The sequence below is a fragment of the Microvirga subterranea genome, assembly GCF_003350535.1.
Taxonomy (GTDB): domain Bacteria; phylum Pseudomonadota; class Alphaproteobacteria; order Rhizobiales; family Beijerinckiaceae; genus Microvirga; species Microvirga subterranea.
The window spans coordinates 16,844-39,426 of record NZ_QQBB01000020.1 but is presented as its reverse complement, the minus strand read 5'-3'; the positions used below and the strand labels follow the sequence as shown (position 1 = coordinate 39,426).

The window sequence follows — 22,583 nt, the reverse complement described above, 5'->3', positions numbered from 1 at the left end:
ATACCGTGACCTCTTCATGGCACTGACCCTCCTCAAGGATCAAAATGCCCGGAAAAGTTGTCCTCCGAATGGACCAGTTTGACGGGTCAGGACCATGGTCTGGGCGCTAGCTTAGACGCATGGACCACGACCTCTGGTGCGGGTGGCCGATAGCCTAGGGATGAGTGCGGGCGCACTGTGTTGTAATGCCGGCGCCAGCTCTCGATGATCACCTTTGCCTCTTCCAAAGTGTAGAAGATCTCTCCGCTGAGCAGTTCATCTCGAAGCTTCGAGTTGAAGCTCTCGCAGTACCCATTCTCCCATGGGCTGCCTGGCTCGATGTAAGCCGTCTTGGATCCCACAGCCTTGATCCACTCGCGCACTGCTTTGGCCACGAATTCGCTGCCGCTATCGGACCGTATCTGACCTGGGATGCCACGCAGGATGAACAGGTCCGAGAGCACGTCGATCACATCGACCGCCTTCAGCTTCCGGTTCACCCGGATGGCCAAGCACTCGCGCGTGAACTCGTCGATGATGTTGAGCATGCGGAACTTACGCCCGTCATGGGTGCGATCCTCGACGAAGTCGTAACTCCAAACGTGGTTGGCATATTTCGGCCGCAGCCGGATGCAGGATCCGTCGTTGAGCCAGAGCCTTCCTTTCTTCGGTTGTTTACTCGGCACTTTGAGCCCCTCCCGCCGCCAGATCCGCTCAACCCGCTGCTTGTTCACAAGCCAGCCGGCGTCACGCAGGAGAGCAGTGATCCGCCGATAGCCATAACGGCCATACTGGGTCGCCAGGGCAATGATGTCGGCGGTCAAAGCCGCTTCATCCTCCGGCTGCTTGGGGATCTTGCGCTGGGTGGAGCGGTGCTGTCCCAGAACCCGGCAGGCCAGCCGTTCCGAGATGCCGTACTTGGCGATCACGTGATCCACACAGGCCCGACGGCGGGCGGGGCTTACCAGTTTCCCGAGGCGGCCTCTTTCAGGATCAACTTCTCCAGGGTCAGATCCGACACAGCCCGGCGCAGCCTGGCGTTCTCCAGCTCGAGCTCCTTCATCCGCTTGACCTGGTCGGATTTGAGCCCGCCGTACTCGTTACGCCACCGGTAGTACGTGACCTCCGTCACGCCGATCTGCCGGATGGCCTCTGCCACCGTCCGGCCTTGTGCCGTCAGCACGTCCACCTGTCGCAACTTGGAAACGATCTCCTCGGCCGAGTGTCTCTTCTTACCCATCTTCAGTCCTCCTTCGGCTCAAGAGCCATACTTCAGGGAGGATCACTTTTCAGGAGGCAGGCCAATCTCGACTCGGTAACGACACGCGCGCTGCTCCCAACAGACGAGGGCAGAAACATCAAGGATGTGCTGTCTGCATACGCGGCTGCGGAAGGCTTGGCTTAGCCGGGGGTGGAACAAGAGCTGCTCTCAATACACGACGGCATCATCAACCATGTGTAGATGCCCCGGCGACGCAAGAAGAATCTTTGGTTTGAACCAGCGCGTGGTCAGCGCTTCAGGCCAACGCTGAATGAACATCACACCCGGATCACCCGCATGAGGCAGGCCATAGGCGTGAACAGGTCCATCAATTGGGTCGAACTCCGCGCCACAACCAATGCACCGTTCAGACATTATCCATTGCTCCGAACTTCATTTCGCTTCGTTGCGAGCCGGCGAACACTATCGGCTTTGCCTATGAAAAATCTTGATCAAGCTCTTTGCGGCGGGAATTTCCGACTGGATGCGTACTGACCTATTCATACCGCTCCATCTCATGGCCGAGTTAACCTAACGGCGATGTGCCACCTCCATGCACGCACAAATGGGAAGAGGCATGCCTGACATCCCATACCGAACTAACCACAGCCGGATATTCCTGTGCCACCACGGGGCCAGACATCCCTGCTCCGCCGCAGCCGATATCCCAGCAGCTCCCCCGGAACTGGCGGAGCCACCCGGGATGATGTTCCAGAGGTGGGCTAGGCCCTTCAGCTCAGCCCTGTTCGACACTGCCAAGCTTAGCGGCTTCCGAGAATGGGACGAGCAGCAGGATCTTGCCATTCATGTCGGCAATCTCAATGACGGTGTCATTGTTGAACTCCGGGATCGCACCAGCTAGTTCCCGTGCAACGATCAGAGCCTCGGCGTGTGCCGAGTCTAGGTTCGGCAGTTCTGAGCCCTCTGGGTCCTGCTCAAGGTCGGACCCGTTCCTAATGTGGAAATAATACAGAGGCATAATTAGGTCACCTCATTAGGACGGTGTGCCTATGGCTTTGAGCATGAACGCTCTGGAGCCAACCGTTATTCCCAACTCCATCGGTCACGGTAAGCAAAGTGGTGCAGCCCGCCTCATCGCTTGCATCGATATCGGGATCGTCCGACAGAAGATCTCTAATCCGCGCGGCAACGATGTCTCCATTCATAAGAGTGATCAGCAAATCTTTTCCATCTATCGGTTGTCCGACAGCTGTCATTGAGTGGCTGAACACACTTGGAGCAACAAATAACGGACCACGATACCTCTGTGGATGATCTACACTGCTTGCACGACCGCCATGAGCGTCGCGTTCGACAATCGCCGTCTCAGGCGCGCTCGACAGCACCGAAGGCCAAACGTCCCTGGTGGAACGTTGCCCGCCGTGGTGAGCGCCGTGCGACGGCCTCAGCCGAACAGCTGGCATCAACCAGAACGAACTCAGCCGTGTCGCCGGGCTTCGGCCAAGCCACTTTCCCATCGTCGCTCAGCGGCAGCACATCGCCCGTGGCGATCGCAAGGGCGCGCGACAGACGGAACTCGTCACTACCGCCGTAGAGCTGAGCCCACAGGTTGGCCTTCTCCAGCATGTCACCGGTGCCGAACGGTGACCAGTGGTCGATCACGCTATCCGTCCCCGTCATGATCTTGACGCCTTTCGCGCGCAGCTGCGGCAGCGGCATTGTCCTCTGTCCGATCGGCACCGTCGACACCACGGTGACGCCCTGCGCGGCCATGCGCCCGGCCATCTCGTCCAGTTCCTCGGGCTTCAGGGTAGAAAGGGCGAAGGCGTGGCTGAGCGTCAGCCGATTGCGCAGCGCCGGGGTCTTCTCGACGGTTGCGACCATGTAGTTGAGAGCCGCCACGCCGGCAGGGTTGGTTTCATGGATGTGGATGTCGACGCCCTTGTCGTGGTCGAGCGCGATCTGGAACATCGCATCCAGCGATGCCTCCATGGCACCGTCGACATTGGTCGGGTCCAGGCCGCCGACGTAGTGCACGCCCATGCTCATGGCCTCACGCATCAGCCCGTCCACCTTGGAATGCAAAAGGCCGTGCTGCGGGAAGGCAACGATCTCACATTCGAAGCTGTCGCGATAATTCGCCAGCGCAAGCTGCAGGTGCTCCAGGCTCTTCAACCCGCTCACAGGGTCGATGTTGCAGTGACTGCGCGCGACTGAGCTGCCTTGCGAAAGGAGGAGATCGATCAGCTTCTCCGCACGTGCTTGCGAGGTCGGCAGCAGGTTCGGGAGAAGTACCTCCTCCCGCGCAATCATGTCCATGATGGTCTTGCCTTGACGCGGGCGCGGCGCCTGCCAGGGTCCGCCGTAAAAGGTCTTGTCCAAGTGGATATGCATGTCCCGAAGCGCAGGCAGAAGCAGCTTGCCGTGCGCCGTATAGCGCGGCAGGACTGCATCCAGTGCCGCATTCGCACCGTGCAGTGCCTTGATGCGGCCATTCTGGATCTCCAGCGTGTGGATACCGGTCCGTGTGCCGATCACCACGTCGTCCTCACGCTCGAACCCCTCTTCGAGGCGCACATTGCTCAGATAGTAATGGTTGTCGATAAGGGCGGTGACCTCCTGCTCGGACTGGTCGACATTGGTGGACGCTGAAGTGGCTTCGGCTTGAGCGGCGCTCAGGCCCAGCGCAGCGGACGCCGTCAGTAGCCCACCGGAGCGGCGAAGAAAGGCCCTGCGGCTTTGTTGATGCGCTCTTTCCATGGTTCGCTCCTCCCTACCTGGTGTCGGGCTATGATCGGCGGCATTTCGATCTTCGCGTTTCCAGAGCGGATCTGGCTTAGCCTATAAGGCCGCTCCCGGCTTTGTCGCTTGGCAGACGTCCTCTCAGATCGTCAAACTGCTTGGCCTGCAATGTCCAGAAGATAATGCTTGCATTCTCCATCTGGAAATTAAATGTTCAGATAATTATTATCGCGATTATGAATGGCCCGCGTTCTGCACTAAAACCGGAAAGATGCTCGACCCACGCCTTCTACGCACTTTTGTCGCAATCGTTGACGCTGGCGGCTTCACCAGAGCGGCGGAGCACCTGCACATGACCCAGTCGACCTTGAGCCAGCAGCTTGCCAGGCTTGAGGACGCGATTGGGCAGACCTTGGTGGACCGTGATGCGCGCCCGGTCCGCCCCTCCGCCGCGGGAGAGCGCCTGCTGGGATATGCCCGTCGGATCTTGACCCTTCAGCAAGAGGCGACAGCCGCACTCAGCAATCCGGCCGGCACGACGTCTGTTCATATTGGGTTACCGGAAGATATCTTCAGCCGCACCATGGCGCGACTCTTCGGCGATTTTTCCAAACGTCATCGCGAGATCCGCTTGGACGTGAGCGCAGGGCTAAGTCGTGATCTGACCCGGCGCTACCGTGGCGGCGAGTTTGACATCGTTGTCGTCAAAGAGCCCACACCCAGCACCGATTGCCGGGCAAGCTTCCCCGAGGCCATGGGGTGGTTCGAGAGCAAGGATGCTCCAAAAGCGTGGCCGGATCCTGTCCCGCTTGTGACCTTTCCTCTTGGCGGCCTTTATCGCGAGACCATGTTCGAACGCATCGAGCGTGAGCGAGGCCGCTGGTACGTCGCCTTCTCGGGCAGCAGCCTCAACAATGTGCTCGCTGCCGTCGAGGGCGGGCTCGGCATAACACTCCTGCCCAGCGCTGCGACGCTTGGGCGCCATGTCAGGCCTTGCATACTGTTTCGCGGCGAAGCTGCAATCATGGTTTCTATCTATGCTTGGGAGAATACTGGGCCAATCGCGGAACTAACCGAGCAGATTGGCACCGTCCTTTCCGAACGAAGTGGACATCCTGGAAGGTCGTGAGTGTGCTTCGCTATTGGGGAGCATGAGGTTTCGTGGGACAGCTGATGACAGTGCCGAGCCTGCTAAGACCCTAGCGGTTGGAGGCCTCTTGCAGCAACGACACCATGCTACCGTATCGGTGGGCCTGTGCGAGTTGGAGCGGCGTCGCCCCGTTGCGATCAGGGATCCTGGCGTCAGCGCCGGCTTCGAGGAGGGCCCGCACCGTCTCGACGTGCCGTGGACCGCCGTCACCGAGGATTACCGCCTCGATTAGGGCAGTCCAGCCCAAGTTATTGACATGGTCAAGCGGCGCGCCGGCCCGGATGAGCTCGCGAACAATACCGTCGTGCCCGAGATGGGCGGCCGCGATCAGCGCCGTGCCGTCGTAGACGCTGGTGACCAGCTTCGCGCTCGCGCCTGCAGCGAGCAGCGCCTTCAGCGTCTGCACGTCATCCTGGACCGCCGCGATGGTCACGGCGTCATAACGCTGGTTGTCGAGCAGGGCGGGATTCGCCCCGATGGCGATCAACTCCCGGGCTGCGGCCCCGTGCCCCTGGAAGACGGCCACATGCAGCGGCGTGCGGCCGTTCTGGTCGCGGCTGTTCGGGTCGACGCCTGCCTTGCCTAGGCGCCGCATGTCATCAACAGAGCCTTGAGCTGCGGCCGCGTGTAGGCCGCGGTAAGTCGAGAGCTCAGTGGGCGTAGGCGGCGTTTGCGCAATAGCCCCTTCGGACAGGAACAAAATTGCGAGCAGTCCGACCAGCACGAGTGGGTTGGCCAAAGTCCGTCTCCCCGTGAAGTGGTGGCCGGCAATCATGCCAGCCACCGTGTTGGCGATCACTTCAGTTTCGCCTGCACCTTGGTAAGGCCGGCATTTGCGCATTCCTCATCAAGGTGACCGCCCGGAGCGCCACCAACGCCGATGCCCCCGATCACCTCGTCGCCGGCCTTTACTGGGACGCCGCCGCCGAGCAGGAGAAAGCCCTCGATGGCTGCCAGGTGCCGGGCAGCCGGGTTCTTGTCGGCATTTTCCATGATGGCGGTGGTGTTGCTGCGGGCGGACGCCGCTGTGTAGGCCTTGGCACGGCTCGCCTCAACGGTATGCGGTCCAGCCCGGTCGGCCCGGAGCACGGCGCGCACAAGGCCGGCGCGATCCACCACCGTCGCCGTCACGTTGAAGTTCTTGGCGGCGCAGGCCTCGACGGTGGCCTGAGCCAACTCCTGTGCAAGCGCCAGCGGCATGTTGCGCTCCTGAAGGACTTGGGCGCCGGCGGCCGCAGGAGCCAGGATGAGAGCTGCGAGAACGGCGTTGCGAATTTTCGACATGGCACTTCTCCAGTGGGGATCGTTCGGATCCCGGCTTGTTCGACACCTGGACTTTAGCCATCCGACGCCTGGCGGGTTATCGGTGCAGCACCGGAGCATTCTCCGTAGTTCTACGGAGGAGCGTCGGACGGGCGAGCCAGGAGCACGAGACGCACCATCTCGGCCACTGAAGTTGTGCCAAGCTTTTCTGCGAGATTGGCGCGGTGGGTTTCAACCGTGCGTGGTGAAACCCCCATGGCCCGGGCGATCTCCTTCGTCATCCAGCCGCGGGCCACCATATCGAGAATCTCGTTCTCGCGCTGCGTGAGCCGGGAGAGAAGCGCCCGCGCCTTATCCGCTTCGCTTGCTTCACGGCGCTGCGCCTCAAGTCGCGCGAGACCCACCTCAATGGCTTCGATCAGGACCTGCTCGTCGACCGGTTTTGTCAGGAAGTCGACGGCGCCGCCCTTGAAGGCGCGCCGGCAGGCATTGACGTCGCCATGGCCAGTGATCACCACCACCGGCATGTGCTCGCCCTCCGTGGCAAGCCGCTCCAGGAGTTGAAGGCCCGAGAGGCCGGGCATCCGAACGTCGGCGACGATACAGCCCACGGCCTTCTGGTCGCGCCGCTCCAGAAAGGCGAGGGCGCTCGGAAAGGCTTCGACCGCGAACCCAGCTGCTCGCAGGAGCATCCGGAGCGCGTCGCGAACGTCCTCGTCATCGTCAATGAGGAACACGGTGCGGGGCAAGTTCACTCAGCGGCCTCCTGACGGTTACCGGGCAGCGGCAGGCGGGCCGTGAACACGGCACCGCCCTCCGGTGCGTTCACCGCCGTGATCTGCCCGCCGAAGCCCTCGACGATGCGTTGGCATAGCGGCAGGCCGAGGCCCATGCCATCGGGCTTGGTGGTGAAGAACGGCTCAAACAAGCGCGGCAGGTCCCCGGCGGGGATCCCGGGGCCTTGGTCTCGGACCACGATCGCAACCGTGCCCTCGTCAACAGCCGTTGTGACCGTCACTGTCCGCCGCTCCTGCGGCAAGATCTCGATTGCGTCTGCGGCATTGCGCACGAGATTATGCACGACCTGCTCGACAGACACCCGATCCACCACACAGACAGGATCACCCGGGTCAAGATTGAGTTCCAGAGCAATGCCACGATGCTCCAGATCGCCCTGCATCAGCTCCGCAACGTTGCTGATCAGGCGGTTGAGGCTCGTGGGTTCGGGTGCCGGTCCGCTGTTCGACACGTAGGCGCGCAACCGCGCAAGGATGTCGCCCGCCCGCTTGGCGAGACGAACGTTCGCGTCGAGTACGCCGATGATTTCGCTCCAGTCGGGGGAAGGGGAACGGGCGAGGCGAAGGCCCGCCTGACTGCGGCTGAGAATGGCGGTCAGGGGCTGGGTGAGCTCATGGGCGATGCCGGAGGCCATCTCACCAACCGTATTGACCCGCATGGCATGCGCGAGCTTGGTCTGATGTTCGTGAAAGCTCGCCCGTTCGCGGGCCTCGCGAGCCGACCGGCGCTCGCGCAGCACGAACCCTGCGACAAGCACCCCAATCCCGGTGATGGCTGCCACAAGCGCTATTGTGAGGGGCGGGAGGAACTCGCCGAACCCGGGCCGCCGGGCAACCTGCAGGAGGAGTGGCTGGGACCGGCTGCCGAGCGCCTTCTCGAAGATGAGGTTCGGGAGGAGCCCACCGGATAGGATTGGCTCTCCCGTCTGAGCGAGAACGCGCCCCGACAGGTAGCGCAGGGTAAGGTTTGTCCCCACCGGCAGGTCGCCCTCCGGCTCCATCAGTCGCCGCGCATCGACCGTCATCAACAAAGCACGAGCTTGAGCCGTTGTCTCAGGGAGTCTTTTGACCAGGTGATAGGCTTCGGCACCGTTCAGCTCAGCCATTACGACCGCTTGTCCTGCGGAGAGGCTGGCAGCGGTCACCGCAAACTCGCTCATTCCGGAGTTCCCGAGCTGCCCCCCGCGGGTGGTGAACACCAGGTCTGGAGCAGGCCCGACACTGATGACGTCGATGGCGGTAATCCGGGGATAGAAGCGCAGGATGGCCTCGGCGAGAGCGCCCAAGGTCGTGACTGAGCGGGCGGGGCTGGCCAGCACGGCAGCAAGGCTCGTCAAGTGCGCATCATGCTGATCTGCCCGTTGTGAGACAACACGGTGCAGAGTGCGCGCCTCGACCTCGAAGTCATCGCGGATGCGGACGAAGTTGACGGCCGCGACGGCGACGGCCGCGATGATCGTCAGCGCGAGCCAGGCACCGAGAGCTCTTGCGGCACGACGATTCATGGGCGGGGAACAGGTAAGCATCGTCACGAGACTAGCGTCGCAATGGCCGCCCGTCGACTGCGCGACGGAGCTGTTTTAGGGATGGATGCTGGCCTCTGGGCAGGCCCAATTCGCATGGACCCGACCTATCCTGCGGCTGATTCCGCAGCGGTCGGGCGCTCCTGCAACCTCGAGGCGATCTGCCCTTGCGCCATCTCCTAGGCAGTGTGTCTGAGTGCCTGGCCGACATACCTCGCAGATCACCTCGGCATCCGCCGCATCGTTCTTTTGCGGCTTACGCGGCAGGCTCCACGTTCAAGGCGGCTAACCCGCGACGGTTAGAGACTCTGCCTGTTCTCCGCCGCTTCAGGGCAGCGTTGATGAAGGAGTGGTTATTGTGGGCGGACTGGGATCGGAATGCTCCCGAGCCTCCGGATCGGGTCGTTTGATCCGGAACCAAGCAACGTAGAGCGCAGGCAGAAACACCAGGGTCAGAAGCGTCGCGACCGCCAGACCGCCCATGATCGCGTAGGCCATCGGGCCCCAGAAGATCGTTGGGGCGATGGGAATCATGCCGAGGATCGCGGCCGCAGCAGTGAGCAGGATCGGCCGGAAGCGATGCATTGTCGCCTCGATCACCGCATCCCACGGATGGCGCCCATGGGCTTTCTCCGTCTCGACCTGGTCGATCAGGATCACCGAGTTGCGGGCGATCATCCCGATCAGCGCCAGGACGCCGAGGATCGCCACGAAGCCGAGTGGCTTGCCTGAGACGAGGAGAGCCGCGACGACCCCGATCAGGCCCAAAGGGGGCGACACTGAGCACCAAAAACAGGCGGTGGAAGCTCTGAAGCTGGATCATCAGGATCGTCAGCATCAGGAACAGCATCACCGGCACGACGGCAATTACCGAGGCTTGCGATTTGCCGCTCTCCTCATCCGTGCCGCCGACCACCACGCGGTAGCCGGCCGGCAGCTCCGCATTCAGCGCGTCGATCTTCGGCGAAAGCGCCCGGACGATGGGTGCGGGCAGAATGCCCGGAGCCACGTCGGCTTGCACCGTCAATGTTGGCTTCCGGTCACGACGCCAGATCAGCGGATATTCCTGGCCGTACGCGATGGAAGCGATCTGGGTCAAGGGAACGGTCTGGCCGTTCGGCAACGGCACCTGCAGCGTCCGGATCGTCGCGAGCGATGCGCGCTGCTCGGCGGAAGCGCGAGTCACCACATCGACGAGGTAGATTCCATCCCGCATCTGCGTGACCGTGGCGCCGGACACAACCGTGTTGAGAACCTGAGCGAGGTCCTGCGAGCTCAAGCCCATGAGGCGGGCCTGATCCTGGTCGACCCGGATCTGCACCGTGCGCGCCGGCTCGATCCAGTCGTAGTTGATCTTTTGCACGCGCGCGTCCGTGGCCATGAACTGCGCGAGCCTGAAGGCGATCTCGCGAACCTGATCCGCATCCGATCCACTCACGCGGTACTGAAGCGGCCAGCCCACCGGTGGACCGAGTTCGAGAGGATAGACGCGCCCGACGACGCTGGGGAACTCGGTCTCGAGCGTCTGCTCGAGCCTGGCCTTCAGGCGCTCCCGCTGCTCCAGGCCCTTGGTGACGATCACGGCCTGCGCGAAGAAGTCGTTTGGCAGCTGCACATTGAGGGGGAGATAGAAACGCACAGCTCCGCGTCCGACATAGGTGCTCCATCGGTCCACGGTCTCGTCGCCCTTCAGCAGATCGTCCAGACGGGTCGAGACGGCCTGTGTGGCATAGATCGATGCATTCTGAGGCAGCTTCAGGTCGACAAGCAGTTCGGGCCTGTCCGAGGACGGGAAGAACTGCTGCGGGACGAAACGCGTGCCGTAGAGCGCTGCCCCGAACAGCACGAGCGTGGCGAGGATCGTGATCCAGCGCGCCCGCATCGCTAGGATGAGGAGGCGGCGGAAGGCGCGCATGACCGGACCGGGCTCGCCGGAATGGGCCGTCTTGGGCTTCTTGAGAATCCAGACACCGAGTAGGGGAGCGAACAGGACAGCCACGATCCAGGACACGATCAGGGCAATGGCGACCACGGCGAAGATTGAGAACGTGTACTCGCCGGCGGCGCTGCGCGCGAAGCCGATGGGCACGAAGCCAGCCACTGTCACGAGAGTGCCCGTGAGCATCGGGAAGGCAGTCGAGGTGTAGGCGAACGTGGCCGCATGGTCCTTGTCGTCGCCGTGCTCCAGCCGGGTGATCATGGTCTCGACCGTGATCATGGCATCGTCGACCAGGAGACCAAGGGCGATGATCAGCGCGCCCAGAGACACGCGCTGGAGATCGATCCCGAAGAACTCCATCGCCACGAACACAATGGCGAGAACCAGCGGGATCGAGAGCGCCACCACGGCGCCCGCACGCAGCCCGAGACTGATGAAGCTGACCGCCAGGACGATAGCGACGGCCTCCCACAGGGCCTCCATGAACTCGTCGACGGCATTCTCGACCGTCACCGGCTGCTTGGCCACGAGCTTCGGCTCGATCCCGATCGGCAGGTCCGCGATGATCTCGGCCATCGCCTGCTCGACATTGCGCCCAAGGGTTAGGATGTCGCCGCCCTCGCGCATGGCGATGGCGAGCCCGATAGCGTCCTGCCCGTTCACCCGAAAAATCGGCTGCGGCGGATCCGCGGGACCGCGAGCCACGCGCGCGATGTCGCCGAGGCGAATGAGGCGGCCGTTGGCAGCGAAGTTGATGGCCAGAATGTCATGCTCGGATCGGAAGGCTCCCGAGATCCGCAGCAGGATCTTCTCGTCGCCGGTCTGCACCACGCCCGCAGGCGTCACGGCGTTCTGCGCCTGGAGAGCGGCGATGAGCGCAGAGCGGTTAATCCCGAGACCGGCGAGCTGCGCGGCCGAGAACTCGACATAGATGCGCTCGTCCTGGGCGCCGATCACGTCGATCTTCGACACATCGGGAACTTGAAGCAGCCGTGAGCGGACGTCATCGACGTAATCCCTCAGCTCGCGGTGGGTGAAGCCGTCCGCCGTGAAGCCGTAGACGATGCCGTAGGTGTCGCCGAACTCGTCGTTGAAACCTGGGCCGACAATCCCTTGAGGCAGCATGCTGCGGATATCGCCGACTTTCTTGCGCACCTGATACCAGATGTCGGGCACCTGGGCGGCGGGCGTCTCGCCCTTCAGATTGACGAAGATCGTCGTCTGCCCGGCTGTCGTGTAGCTGCGCAGGTAATCGAGATTCGGGGTCTCCTGGAGCTTGCGCTCGAGCCGCTCCGTGACCTGTAGGAGCGTGTCGTCGATCGTGGCTCCGGGCCACAGCGCCTGCACGACCATGGTCTTGATGGTGAACGCAGGATCCTCGCTGCGCCCGAGCCGGAAATACGACGCGATACCGGCGATCACGAGCACCAGCATGAAATAGGCGACCAGGGAGCGGTGCCGGATCGCCCATTCGGAGAGGTTGAAGCCCTTCACGAGGCGCCCCCGAGCAGGCGGACCTTCTGGCCAGGGCGGAGCGCCTGCACGCCGGCGGTAACGACGACCTCCCCAGTCTCCAGGCCCTGGGAGACGACGACGCTGGCAGGGTCCTGCCGGAGGATGTCGACGTTTCGCAGGGACACCGTCTGGCTCTGCGGGTCGACGACCCATACGGCCGGCCGCTTGTTCGCCTCGGTGAGAGAGCTCGCGGGAATCTCCACCCCGGGAGGCGCCGTGAGCTGAATGCGCCCGACGACCGTCGCCCCGAGGCGCATGGCGGGCGGCGGGTTGGTCAGACCCACCTTGACCTGGAAGGTCCGCGTCGCGGGATCCGCCTGGGGGGAAACCTCACGGACGCGGCCCGTCGTCTTCACGGTCGGATCGTCCGTCAGGGCGATGTCCACCACCGGGTCGCTGGGTGCCGTCCGGATGAGCTGCGCCGGCACGTCGAAGACGGCATCGCGTCCGCCCTGGCGCGCGACCTGAGCGATCATCTGCCCGGCACGGACCACCTCCCCGGGCTCGGCCCCGGTCGCTGTGACCGTTCCGGCTGCGTCCGCCTGGAGTTCCGTGTAGCTCACCTGCTCTTGGGCGTTGCGGAGCTGGGCCTGGGTGGAATCGACCTGAGCCTGGGCCGATTGGAGCGCCTGCTGGGCCTGATCGAACTGGGCGCGGGTGGTGAAGCCTTTGTTGAGAAGCTCCTGCTGCCGGCTGAAGGTGTTGCGCGCTTGGGTGAGTTGGCCCTGGGCGGCCGAGAGGCTGGCTTGAGCCTGTCGGAGAGCGTTCTGCTGGATTTGCGCGTCGAGGCGCCCGATGACCTGTCCGGGCTTGATGGCGTCGCCAACGTTGACGTTCCGCTCGATCAGGCGCCCGTCTAGGCGAAAGGCCAGGCTGACCTCGTCCTGAGCCCGAATCTGGCCCGTGAGGGAGACGGGCTCACCGCCTGTGCTGCGCTGGACGGTGACGGTCCGGACCGGGCGAATGTCGGGAGCGGGCGGCGCCGGTTCCTGGCAGCCTGTTAAGATTGCGGCGAGCACGCCCGCGGCCACGATCCAGTGTTTGACCATGATTGCTTCTTCCCGAGAGGTGATGCGTGAAAGGCAGTGGCGTGGACGTTCAGCAGTCCCGCATGCGCTCGGCCAGGACTGCCACAAGCTTAGCTAGGGCGCCCATGTCGATGGACTTCTCCTGTGCTCAATTCATACCTGCCACCTCGCTCATCTCCTTCACCGTCATCGCATCGACGAAGGCAAGGGCCCAAGGTGGTGGACGTCAATGCGGTGCGGGTTTGTGATCATCTGCGCGCCTTTGAGGCAGGTGTTCGGGTTTTGGCGGACGGGGGCGGCTGCAACTTGTGGCTGATCGAGGACGGGCGTGAGAATGGGTGCCGTGAGCAGCGCTCGCGCGGAATCTGGACCGATCTCCGAGCGATCCGGTCGCAGTACAGGGAAGCTGGTCGGCTGACTCACCGCTACTTCGCCCTTGTCATTTCTGACCATAAGTCGACTTAACGCGTTCGCGTTCCTTGTCGATGCGGCCGTTGACAGCCTCCATCTCCGCCCTCCCCCGGTCGCTGTATGTCTGCATCTCAGCCTTCAGTGCTTCATGGCGCTGCCTCAGCCGCTGGTACGCCTCACGCGCGGATTCAGCATCAGTCTGGCCATCCCTGACCATCCGGTCGGTCATCTCCAGGAACCTGGTCGATTCTTTATTCGTGATGTCCAGCACGCAGGTGTTGGCGTGGCTCGCTGCCTCCAGAGCGCTGGTGTTGTTGGCACTTCTCACCTCGAGCGCGGCGGTCTCGTAGTTGAGCATTTCCGTCAGATTCGCGGTTCTCACACGAAGCCTGTCTTCCAGCTCCTTCCTGTTCGCAGCGTGGGAGAACGCACCGCTTCCGGCACTGGCCACCGCCTCAAGCGCCTTGCGATCCTTCTCGGGAATGTTGAAGCCGATGATATTGACGGTCGCCTTCAGGTCAGACTCGCGCAGCGCCCGGGCGGCAGCGACAGGATCGCCGCCGCATGTCTCCAGCCCATCGGACACCACAAAGACAACCTGTTCACCCTCGCCGGACGCGGGCGTGAAACTCTGCCCCGCCTTTGTGATCGTTGCCGCCAAGGGTGTCCAGCCTGTCGCCTGTACATTGTCGAGCACGCTGGCGATCCTCTTCGCATTCACCGTCGAGAGCTCAGACAGCAACTCCACGCCCGCGCAGGACGCGGCTTTGCCGCTCTCGTTGTTGTTTCCTTTGTGCCCGAACGCCAGAAGACCGACCTCCGCGTCCGGCGGAACCGTATCGAGAAATCTCCGCACTGCGGCCTTGGCGGCATCTATCTTCCGTTCGCCACCGACCCGCGCCGTCATCGAGCCGGAGGCGTCAATCGCGATGATTGCCTTCTTCCAGCGGCTGCCCATCGTCTCGGGGCCGTCCGGCGGAGGTGGGCCGTCCTTGAGCGTGTAGTTGACGTAACAGGATTTTGGATCTCCGCCGAAGTCGGTGAGGAAAGGAACTGTCGCAAACTCATCAGCAACTTAGTTCGGTCTATGCCTACGGCAGGCTCCGGAGGCGTATGATGTTCAAAGGCCGTCACTTCGATCGCTCGGTAATCCTGCTCTGTGTCCGGTGGTACCTGGCTTACAATCTGAGCCTGCGGAATCTAGAGGAGATGATGGCCGAGCGAGGCATCTTGGTCGATCACGCGACCATTCACAGATGGGTCATCCGGTACTCACCCGAACTGCTGGAGCGGTTCAATCGCCGCAAGAGAGCCGTCACGGGAAAGTTGCATGTCGACGAGACATATATCAGGGTTAGAGGCCAGTGGCGGTATCTCTATCGTGCAATCGACAGCAACGGCGATACGGTTGAATTTTGGTTTAGCGAACGGCGAAATTTGGCAGCCGCCAAGCGGTTCCTGCGTAAGGCCCTCAAGCGGCATGGCCGGCCCAAGCGCATCGTCATTGACGGCAGCCAGACCAACCGCGAGGCAATCCTGTCCTGCGACACGACAGATCGACTTCAGGATCGGTCGAGACGCCAATTGAAGCCGATCCTGATCCGGCAAAGTGCCTACTTGAACAATCGCATTGAGCAGGATCATCGGGCGATCAAACGGCGAGTGCGGCCGATGCTCGGGTTCAAGACGATGAACAGCGCTCGTGTGATCCTGGGCGGAATCGAGATGGTGCATATGATGCGGAAAGGACAGGCGAAGTACGCCTGCCGTTCACAGCTTTCCCTCGCCGAGCAGTTTGAGAGACTCGCTGCCTGAAGCCAAGACACTGCCTCAACCATTCCCTCGCCTCCGCTCCAGGTTTGCGACACAGCCCACCACGGTCATGGACGGATGGGAAGCAGGATCTCAAGATCTTATCGCTCCGGCCCCATGAGGGCGAAGGCGTGCTCGGCACAGAACACGTGGCTGTGCAGGTTGGCGATCCACTGTCGTCCGGAGGCGGTGACGTTCAGGTAGCCGATCGCTTCCGTCAGATGCGGTGAGACGCTCGTCCAGTAAAAGTCGGGATAGCGCTCGACCATGTCGGCAGGCGAGGCGTAGCCGAGTTGGCGGTTGAGCCCGACCTCCTCGAACTCGTAGAAGAGGGCATTGGCCTTCCTCAGATACAAGGGATCTCCGAGCTGCCCGATCAGGTCGGCCGCCTGCACCAGCCGCCCCTCACGGTTATCGGGATGCTCGTCGGCCCCACTGCACGCCGGAAAGCGGGTGAATTCGATCGCCCGGCTCACCCGGGCCGCGTCCAGGGTGGGCGAGGACCCGAGTCGTTCCACGACGAAGAGCTTGGAGCGATCGACATGGTAGGGGGTGAGCACCGCGTCCGAGGCGCCGCGAGGCAGGGTGACCGTGCGCCCGTCCGGGCTGACCACGTAGCCGCCACCCCGGTCGCCGGCGAGGATGCCGCGGACATAGCCGATGTCGTGCAGCAGGCAGGCGACGATTAGGTGGGCATAGTCGTCCGGCTCGAGCCGCTCGGTGAGCATGCGTCCGCGCAGGATGTCCCGCCCGACCAGGGTCACCAGGAAGGTGTGTTCCAGGTTGTGGTAGAGGGCGTCGCTCCGTCCGAGACACTCAAGGGCGATCCGCGCGATGCCGTCGAGCCGCTCAGCGTGCTCATGCTGCGCGGAGCCGAACAGGCGGCGGACGTCCTCGGCCAGGAGCTTGCCGAGTTGATCCGCAGCCATTTCGGACATCGTCATCATCACCGTCGTGCCTCACCGCAGGCCGATCCCAGACAGCCTTCACTCAACAATTGTCATGCATGGCTGCGAAGCGTGTCATCAGACGCTCCGCCGCTTCTGCCGGCCTGAGACATCCTCGTCGCCGCTGCCCGAGGAACCCTCGGAGCCCTGAGCGTTCTGGCTAGTCCGGGAACCCGGATTGCCCATACCCCGCCCCTGCACCTGGATGCGGCGGGAGCGCTCCTGCCGCCCGGTCTTGGGCACGGTCACGGTCAGGACGCCGTTCTCGAAGTGCGCCTGCACCTGCTCCGGATCGATCTCGAAGGGCAGCCGCAACGAGCGCTGAAAGGTGCCGTAGGAGCACTCGACGAAGTGGAAGGACTCCTTCTCGTCCTTGCGCTCGAATCTCTTCTCACCCCTGATGGTGAGAACGTCATCGTCGAGGCTGACGTCGATGTCCTGCTCGGCCACGCCAGGCAACTCCGCCGTGATGCGGAATTCCTTCTCCGTCTCGGAGACGTTCATGCTGGCGTTGACGAAGGATCCGACATCGCCTTGGCCCTGGCTGCCGGACATGGCAGGCGGTCCGCTGCCGCGCAGCACGTCGTCGAATAGGCGGTTCATCTCGCGGTGGAGCGACAGGAAGGGATCGCTCCCGCCGAGCACGCCGAAGCCGGGGCGGGACGTGGTGAGGGGATTGCGGGCCATGGTCGTTTACCTCCTTCGAAGTCACGATCACTCCGCACAGGCGAGGAGGCTGGCCGTCGCTCTTCGCGTCTCGCGCGGAGCGGTGCAGGAAAATGCCGCCGCGAAGCATCGGGTTCCACGCCGTCGAACACCTGAGGGAGCACCTCCATCGGTCCTGAACGGCCTTCGGCGGCAAGCACGCACAAGAAGCCCCGTTCAGTCGCCGGAACGGGGCCAAGTCGCGGAGGTAGGTCAAGGATCATGCGTAAGTCAGGTTGTCTCCGCATGGATTCAACCACACATCCTCTTCAGCGTTCCTCCGCGGGAATGTGGCATCGTGGCATCGGGAGAACGTGCAGTGGACGAGAGCTTTTCGCCTGTGATCTTCCTTTATGGCGTAGCGATCGTCCTTGGGGTGAGCAAGGCCTGCACGCTGCTGATCTGGAGTACTCTCCCGAAGCCGAGACCGGGGCTGCGGCAGGATCTGAAAGAAGCCTGGCAGTACCGGACCATGCGGACGCCTGTCGAGACTAAGCCGGATCATCTGTCCGGCGGCCCGGAGCCTCAGGTTCCAGCAGCCACTGATGCGGCAGGCCAGCCGTGACCCGTGTTGCCTCGGGCACGGCCCTTCGTTCGGAGAAGACGCAGCCTATTTGCGGGTGTTGTCGTCGTACACGCGGGGTCGGCTGTCAGGTGTCGTGGACGAGGATGCCGAGGTGCCGGTCGTGCCGACCGTCGTGGTGCGTGACCGCCCGCGCATGAAGTACCAGACGATCGCGGCGACGATCAGCAGAGCAATGATGATCCACAGCCACGACATGCCACCGCCATTGGGCGCGGGAGCGGCTGGCGCTCCGCCTCCTGCGGGCGGTGTGGCCTGGGCGAGGGCGTCGCTCACCCAGACGAGCGTCATGAACACCGGAATGTAGAGACTCTTGTGCATTAGGGCTCTCCTCCAACGCAGCGTGACAGGGATCAACGTTGACCCGCAGCCTCCGTTCCGATGGGGGCTTGTGCGCTGCATTGCCGGGGGGACTGCCGATAGCGAGGAACTCCCGTCGGGAGCCCCCGTTGGTCCATGTTCACGCGAGAGTTCTCATGGCAGGCCCTACCCGAACCCCCACCACTCCACCTAACGACGAGGGCGTTCCCGTGCTCGAGGAGGCGATGCGAAGCGCCCCCCGCAGCATGTCCGAGGAGGTCATCCCGCTCGTTGAGGAGAGCGCCGTTGTCGGCAAGCGGGAGGTGGTGACCGGGCGAGTTCGGGTCCGCACCGTTACCGATACCATCGAGGAGCTGGCGCAAGCGGACGTGCAGCACGAGACGGTGGAGGTCACACGCGTACCCGTCGGCAGGGTGGTCGAAACCGCACCCGAGATCAGGACGGAAGGCGATGTGACGATCGTGCCGGTGCTGGAGGAGGTGCTCGTGGTCGAGAAGCGCCTCGTGCTCAAGCAGGAACTGCACATCCGGCGCCGCGTCGAACAGGAGGCCGTTGAGGTGCCGATCACCCTGCGCAAGCAGCGCGCCATCGTCGAGCGTACCGATCCTGAAGATCCGGCTCCCGAGGGTCCGCCAACCTAGTCCCCGGCAGGTTCAGGAACCGAGGCCCGGAGTCTGGCCGGGCCTCGGGATTGCGATCAGACCTTGCGGTCGGTTGAGCCCGTGGTGCCGGTGCCCTGGATATTGCGCTCGTCCTCGACGTCGACCTCGGTCCTGCGCACGGTGTCTGACACGGTCTCGGTGCGATGCTCGGCTTCCTTGCGCACCACCACTTCTTCGGTGACGCGAGCTTCCTTGGAGACCACGGCCTCCTCGCGGCGCTCCTCGGCCTCGATCGTGCGGTCGCGGAAGGCCTCGTCCGCATCACCCAAGGGGCGGTCGACCGGACGGCGCTCCACGTGGACGCGCTCCTCGCGCAGGCTCACCTGCTCCTGCACGGGGCGTTCCACCACACGGGAGTGGATGCGCACGCGCCCGCCGCCCACATCGCGCTTGCCGACATGAAGCTCCTCTTCGACCACCGGAATGACCTCATCGCGATCCGACATGTCGGTCCTGTCGCTGCCGGCATAGGTCGTGCCGGACGTTTCGGTGAGGCCGCCGGTTGTCCCTGCCGCCGCCGTGCCAAGTCGGGACGTGCCGCCGGAGGTCGAGGCGTCATAGCCCTGCCATCCTTCCGAGCGCCAAGCTGTCTGCTGCTCGTCGAGGTCGAGGAGTCCCTCGCCATCGAGAATGCCGATCACCCGGTCGACCTCCTCCTCGTCGCATTCCACGGCGACGAGCGAGCCGCCCCGGCGCACGCCCTCGGCATACGCATGGGCATCGGATCGCGGCACGCCCGCGTCATCCAGATCGTCGATCAGGTCGCCGGAGACATCCGTGTAGACGTCGATGTCACTGCGCGAGATGCCGGCCTGCTCCAGGCGGCTGACGATCACGGCGGCTTTGTCCTGGTCCTGGTAGAGGCACGTAACGGTTTTGGTCATCGCATATCTCTCCTGAAGGTTTCGTCTTTGAGCTGGAACCGTGATGCCCAGACAAGCCGGGAACGCGCGGCCGCAGGTTCGTTCTGGTCCTCGACGCGCCAACCGACCGGAAAGGCGGCAGAACGGGCTTTTGGCCCGGCCATTGCACTTACCAATGTGGCGCACCCATCCCGGTTCCCGGCATCGGGTGGGGCATCGTAGCCGCGTTCCTCAGTGCAGGTGGTCCATGCGGGCAGGGCTTGGCCGTGTGAGTCCGGAAAAGACCCTAGGGAAGGTCCGACTGTCGCCTTCGCGAACTGGGGCTTAGATCCTGAGGCAAGCAACGGCTGGCCATAGCAGCCGCACACCATTTGGTTCAGCGAGGAACGCCCGGCGGGGGTGAGCACGGATGTACTGCTACCCCCTGCCTTCCTGTCTGTCCGCCCTTCCGAAAACCCATCCGTCGAATACGCCATTGAGCGCTGCCCGGAGGAACCATGACGGCCGACCTCCAGTCAACGACCCTGTCACTCCTGGACTGGATCTCCCTCGGATTCCTGTCCTTCCTGCTCAGTCTCATCGGACTTGGCGGCTACCGCCTGCGGCAGGAGATCCGGGACGCAGAGCGCATACGGCAGGAAACCGGTAAAGAGGCTACTGCGCGGCGAACATCGGAGCGCCTTTGAGGGAGCGCTCCGGCCTTTGCAGTCAGGGGCAGCTACTCTCTACCAAGTTGCTCTCTACCAAGTGGGCAGATGTTCTTTTCCAGGGGTCAGATGACGGCGAGGTGAAGCCCGATGGGAATCCCCGGGCCGCGCGAGAGTAGATCAACAGGCCGCCTTTCTGACAAAAGGCATAAACGTTCGGAGCGCCTGTCAGCTCAGGCCAGTAAACTCCGGTAAGAAGCTCTAAAAGACGCTGTCCGTTCGCCCTCCTCCGGGACCCGCTGACGGCGCCGGTCGGGGCTTTCGGTTCCGGGACAGGAGGGGGACCACAAACCACAGGAGCATCACCGCGGCCACGAAAACACCGGCCCCGGTCCAGGCCAGCGACGGCTCGCGAAGCGTCTTTTCCAGGGCGACGTAGAGGTCGCCGGCCAGGCCCAGCGACAACGGCAAGAGCGAGGCCAGCACGAGCGCAGTGCCGATCCTGTCGAAGCGTTCGGTGTTCTCGCCGTCCCCGGCAAGCCGGTGCAGCGGAGCGGACATCATCAGCAGGATCATCGTCACGGCAATGCAGACCAAGCCGAGCTGACGGCGAACCCGATCTGGGACAGGACGCTCGATCTCCTGCCGCTCCTCGCTTGGCTCGACGAGGCAAGGATCCGCCGTGCGCTCCCACATGAGAAGATCGGCCCACGACCGACCTTCCACTGTTGCCTCCCGCAAGCTCACCTGAGCGACCCGGAATGGAGCCTCATGCCGGATTGGGAGCGATGGCTCCTCGTGGAAGGACTTGCCTCGGAACTCGGAGTCACGCGGGTAGGGGCAGTAGATTCGACGGGCGTGTTGCAGGGATCGGGTGGCGACGCATTGAATGAACCCATAATCCGGTTGAGGGATCTGCCGTACGGGCCGTCCGGCACCTCACGCCAAGCGAGAAGGCGGTGCTGGACATTCCGGGGGCCAATCCCTACGAGATGTGGCGTGACCCCACTCGCGCCTCCAGCGACAGGCGAACAAGCGTCAGGACGTAACCGTCGGGCGGGTCGCGGCGGCTGACAGGATCGGGCCACCTCCGTCAGCGGTAAAATCCACATAGCGCCACCGCACCGATGGCCACAATGATCGCGAGGCCGGCATGCCATCGCACGGCCTTCCTGACGTCCTCCGCGGTTGCCCGAGGCCGCCGCAACGCCCGTGGCAGCGGGCGATAGATGATCCTGTACATCGGTCTCATACCGGGCCTACCCATTCGCCTGGGGCACGATGGTGATGCCGCCGCTGACCTCGACGATGGCGTACTTGATCTGCTCCAGCCGCTCGATGCCGTGCATGCGGCGCGCGGCCTCCATCACGTCGTCCCGGCTCACGCGGGCCCTGTTCATGCGCTCCTGCATGAGGCGGCCATGCTCGACGATGATCGTCGGCACGCCGTCCATGAGCTTCTCCATGAACTTGAAGCGCTCCTTGGTCAGCGACATGACAATGTTGAGGAACAGCAGCGTGATGATCACAAGGGCGGCGTGGGTGATCGAGGGATCGTCGCCGAGCAGCACCGGCTCGGTCGCCTCGCCGATGATCAGCAGCAGGACGAAGTCGAAGGTCGTCATCTCGGACAGCGTGCGACGTCCTGCGATGCGGAACACGATCAGCAGGAAGAAATAGATGAAGGCGGCTCTGAGCACCGAATCCATGATTGTGGCTCCGCGGGCTTAAGGGTAGACGAACTGGGTGAAGCGGGCCGGCTCGCGGCCACTCAGACCGACCTCGGCTTCGATAGCGCCGGCTGCCCGTAGCTTCAGCACGAAGCGGATCGTGGCCGGCCGACCGGACTGCGTCACCGGGAAGACGTACTCGACGTCAGAACCCAGGCTCCTGGTCTCTCGTGGTTCGGGCACGATCTCCCTCACCTCGGCGGCGTCGAGGAACTCCCCGTTCAGGCGCAGGGCCACGTCGCCTCCGGTTGTCGCGCCCGGCGCAATGTCGACCTTAAGGGTGTGCTCGGACAATTGACGCTCGAAGCGCTCGTACTCCACCCGGAGCAGGCCCGCCGGGTCGCTCGCCTGCTGCCAGCTCACCGGGCCGTATCCGAAGACCCCGGTCAGCGCGGTCAGGACAAGGCCACCCATGACGAGCCAGCCTAGCCTCTGGATCGCCCATGTCCATCGCTGCCAAGCCATGTCCTCGTCAACCTCGATAGAGCGTGCCTTCTGCGGCTTCGGGCTGCTGTCGGGGGCGTTTGCACGCGGGTTGTCGCTGGCCGTGATGGCCAGATCATCATGTCGTATGTCGTCCATCTGACCTCACATGGCCTGCCGCGTGGAGGCCGAGCGGCAAGACCGGCCAAGAATGGCAAGGCGCCGCGGCCTGCGGGCAGGCACTGGATCGATCACGGTGTGGGGGAGAGCAGTTCCGCCCGGCTGGGAGGGCCTATGAGGCACGCCTCCCCAGCCGGGTTA

The 22,583-nt window shown here is 63.5% G+C and carries 23 protein-coding genes and 1 pseudogene; 6 read left to right on the top strand and 18 right to left on the bottom strand.

All coding sequences use genetic code 11. The features are described 5' to 3' along the window. Nucleotides 1-86 precede the first annotated feature (86 nt). The 3 genes from DES45_RS24020 to DES45_RS24010 form a co-directional block, all read right to left on the bottom strand. Nucleotides 87-1,219, bottom strand: a protein-coding gene (locus DES45_RS24020; protein ID WP_114773404.1) for an IS3 family transposase whose coding sequence is annotated in 2 segments (ribosomal slippage) — nt 87-955 and nt 955-1,219 — 1,134 coding nt in all. Because the reading frame shifts where the segments join, the coding sequence is not laid out codon by codon here. A 189-nt stretch (nt 1,220-1,408) separates the two neighbouring features. After that, the gene (locus DES45_RS24910) at nt 1,409-1,615 is read right to left on the bottom strand and encodes a hypothetical protein (RefSeq protein ID WP_147282503.1); all 207 of its coding nucleotides are present in this window, start codon (nt 1,613-1,615) and stop codon (nt 1,409-1,411) included. Nucleotides 1,616-1,976: 361 nt separating this feature from the next. Next, the gene (locus tag DES45_RS24010; RefSeq protein ID WP_114773402.1) at nt 1,977-2,219 is read right to left on the bottom strand and encodes a DUF6894 family protein; all 243 of its coding nucleotides are present in this window, start codon (nt 2,217-2,219) and stop codon (nt 1,977-1,979) included. A 31-nt stretch (nt 2,220-2,250) separates the two neighbouring features. Here DES45_RS24010 and DES45_RS24905 point away from each other — a divergent pair, with 31 nt between their 5' ends. Next, the gene (locus DES45_RS24905) at nt 2,251-2,460 is read left to right on the top strand and encodes a hypothetical protein (protein ID WP_147282502.1); all 210 of its coding nucleotides are present in this window, start codon (nt 2,251-2,253) and stop codon (nt 2,458-2,460) included. Nucleotides 2,461-2,566: 106 nt separating this feature from the next. Here DES45_RS24905 and DES45_RS24000 read toward each other — a convergent pair whose 3' ends face one another. Beyond that, complete coding sequence (locus DES45_RS24000; protein WP_114773398.1) at nt 2,567-3,961, bottom strand: amidohydrolase family protein; 1,395 nt, start codon at nt 3,959-3,961, stop codon at nt 2,567-2,569. A 253-nt stretch (nt 3,962-4,214) separates the two neighbouring features. On the opposite strand from DES45_RS24000, the gene DES45_RS23995 reads away from it, so the two are divergent. Further along, on the top strand, nt 4,215-5,072 hold the full coding sequence (locus DES45_RS23995; protein WP_114773396.1) for a LysR family transcriptional regulator: 858 nt from the start codon (nt 4,215-4,217) through the stop codon (nt 5,070-5,072). A 70-nt stretch (nt 5,073-5,142) separates the two neighbouring features. Here the strand turns inward: DES45_RS23995 and DES45_RS23990 are convergent, their stop codons facing one another. From DES45_RS23990 to DES45_RS23960, 7 genes and pseudogenes are all read right to left on the bottom strand, one after another. Beyond that, nucleotides 5,143-5,892: an ankyrin repeat domain-containing protein gene (locus tag DES45_RS23990; RefSeq protein WP_245571872.1), complete on the bottom strand. Its 750-nt coding sequence runs from the start codon at nt 5,890-5,892 to the stop codon at nt 5,143-5,145. Beyond that, nucleotides 5,889-6,377, bottom strand: coding sequence for a GlcG/HbpS family heme-binding protein (locus DES45_RS23985; RefSeq protein WP_114773394.1), 489 nt, complete (start codon nt 6,375-6,377; stop codon nt 5,889-5,891). Before DES45_RS23985 ends, DES45_RS23990 begins: the two co-directional genes overlap by 4 nt. A gap of 110 nt (nt 6,378-6,487) precedes the next feature. Then, entirely contained in the window at nt 6,488-7,111 is a 624-nt protein-coding gene (locus tag DES45_RS23980) for a response regulator transcription factor (protein ID WP_210210266.1), read from the bottom strand. Then, nucleotides 7,108-8,658 (bottom strand): sensor histidine kinase, encoded by a 1,551-nt coding sequence (locus DES45_RS23975; protein ID WP_170151623.1) that lies wholly within the window; start codon nt 8,656-8,658, stop codon nt 7,108-7,110. The genes DES45_RS23980 and DES45_RS23975 overlap by 4 nt, the downstream gene beginning before the upstream one ends. A 345-nt stretch (nt 8,659-9,003) precedes the next feature. After that, nucleotides 9,004-12,049, bottom strand: a pseudogene (locus tag DES45_RS23970) (efflux RND transporter permease subunit). 56 nt (nt 12,050-12,105) lie between these two features. Continuing rightward, nucleotides 12,106-13,179, bottom strand: coding sequence for an efflux RND transporter periplasmic adaptor subunit (locus DES45_RS23965; protein ID WP_114773390.1), 1,074 nt, complete (start codon nt 13,177-13,179; stop codon nt 12,106-12,108). A 418-nt stretch (nt 13,180-13,597) separates the two neighbouring features. Further along, entirely contained in the window at nt 13,598-14,527 is a 930-nt protein-coding gene (locus DES45_RS23960) for a vWA domain-containing protein (RefSeq protein WP_114773388.1), read from the bottom strand. 158 nt (nt 14,528-14,685) lie between these two features. Here DES45_RS23960 and DES45_RS23955 point away from each other — a divergent pair, with 158 nt between their 5' ends. Next, entirely contained in the window at nt 14,686-15,384 is a 699-nt protein-coding gene (locus DES45_RS23955; RefSeq protein ID WP_114773386.1) for an IS6 family transposase, read from the top strand. 98 nt (nt 15,385-15,482) lie between these two features. Here DES45_RS23955 and DES45_RS23950 read toward each other — a convergent pair whose 3' ends face one another. Further along, nucleotides 15,483-16,328, bottom strand: coding sequence for an HD domain-containing protein (locus DES45_RS23950; protein WP_114773384.1), 846 nt, complete (start codon nt 16,326-16,328; stop codon nt 15,483-15,485). A 78-nt stretch (nt 16,329-16,406) separates the two neighbouring features. Further along, a complete protein-coding gene (locus DES45_RS23945; RefSeq protein WP_114773382.1) occupies nt 16,407-17,015 on the bottom strand; it encodes an Hsp20/alpha crystallin family protein in 609 nt (202 codons plus the stop codon). A 337-nt stretch (nt 17,016-17,352) separates the two neighbouring features. Between DES45_RS23945 and DES45_RS23940 the strand changes: the two genes are divergently transcribed. Beyond that, nucleotides 17,353-17,598 carry a hypothetical protein gene (locus DES45_RS23940; protein WP_114773380.1) on the top strand — a complete coding sequence of 82 codons (246 nt, stop codon included), beginning with the start codon at nt 17,353-17,355 and terminating at the stop codon, nt 17,596-17,598. 45 nt (nt 17,599-17,643) lie between these two features. Here DES45_RS23940 and DES45_RS23935 read toward each other — a convergent pair whose 3' ends face one another. Beyond that, nucleotides 17,644-17,937 carry a hypothetical protein gene (locus tag DES45_RS23935; RefSeq protein WP_114773378.1) on the bottom strand — a complete coding sequence of 98 codons (294 nt, stop codon included), beginning with the start codon at nt 17,935-17,937 and terminating at the stop codon, nt 17,644-17,646. A gap of 155 nt (nt 17,938-18,092) precedes the next feature. Between DES45_RS23935 and DES45_RS23930 the strand changes: the two genes are divergently transcribed. Next, nucleotides 18,093-18,578, top strand: coding sequence for a YsnF/AvaK domain-containing protein (locus tag DES45_RS23930; RefSeq protein ID WP_114773376.1), 486 nt, complete (start codon nt 18,093-18,095; stop codon nt 18,576-18,578). Nucleotides 18,579-18,634: 56 nt separating this feature from the next. On the opposite strand, the gene DES45_RS23925 is transcribed toward DES45_RS23930, so the two are convergent. Continuing rightward, complete coding sequence (locus tag DES45_RS23925) at nt 18,635-19,483, bottom strand: YsnF/AvaK domain-containing protein (protein ID WP_114773374.1); 849 nt, start codon at nt 19,481-19,483, stop codon at nt 18,635-18,637. Between the two features lie 476 nt (nt 19,484-19,959). Between DES45_RS23925 and DES45_RS23920 the strand changes: the two genes are divergently transcribed. Continuing rightward, entirely contained in the window at nt 19,960-20,148 is a 189-nt protein-coding gene (locus DES45_RS23920) for a hypothetical protein (RefSeq protein ID WP_114773372.1), read from the top strand. Between the two features lie 222 nt (nt 20,149-20,370). Here the strand turns inward: DES45_RS23920 and DES45_RS23915 are convergent, their stop codons facing one another. From DES45_RS23915 to DES45_RS23905, 3 genes are all read right to left on the bottom strand, one after another. Continuing rightward, nucleotides 20,371-20,835 carry a DUF6328 family protein gene (locus DES45_RS23915; RefSeq protein ID WP_147282500.1) on the bottom strand — a complete coding sequence of 155 codons (465 nt, stop codon included), beginning with the start codon at nt 20,833-20,835 and terminating at the stop codon, nt 20,371-20,373. A 533-nt stretch (nt 20,836-21,368) separates the two neighbouring features. Next, a complete protein-coding gene (locus DES45_RS23910; protein WP_114773368.1) occupies nt 21,369-21,818 on the bottom strand; it encodes a DUF421 domain-containing protein in 450 nt (149 codons plus the stop codon). A gap of 18 nt (nt 21,819-21,836) precedes the next feature. Beyond that, a complete protein-coding gene (locus DES45_RS23905; RefSeq protein ID WP_114773366.1) occupies nt 21,837-22,421 on the bottom strand; it encodes a hypothetical protein in 585 nt (194 codons plus the stop codon). Between the last annotated feature and the right edge of the window lie 162 nt (nt 22,422-22,583).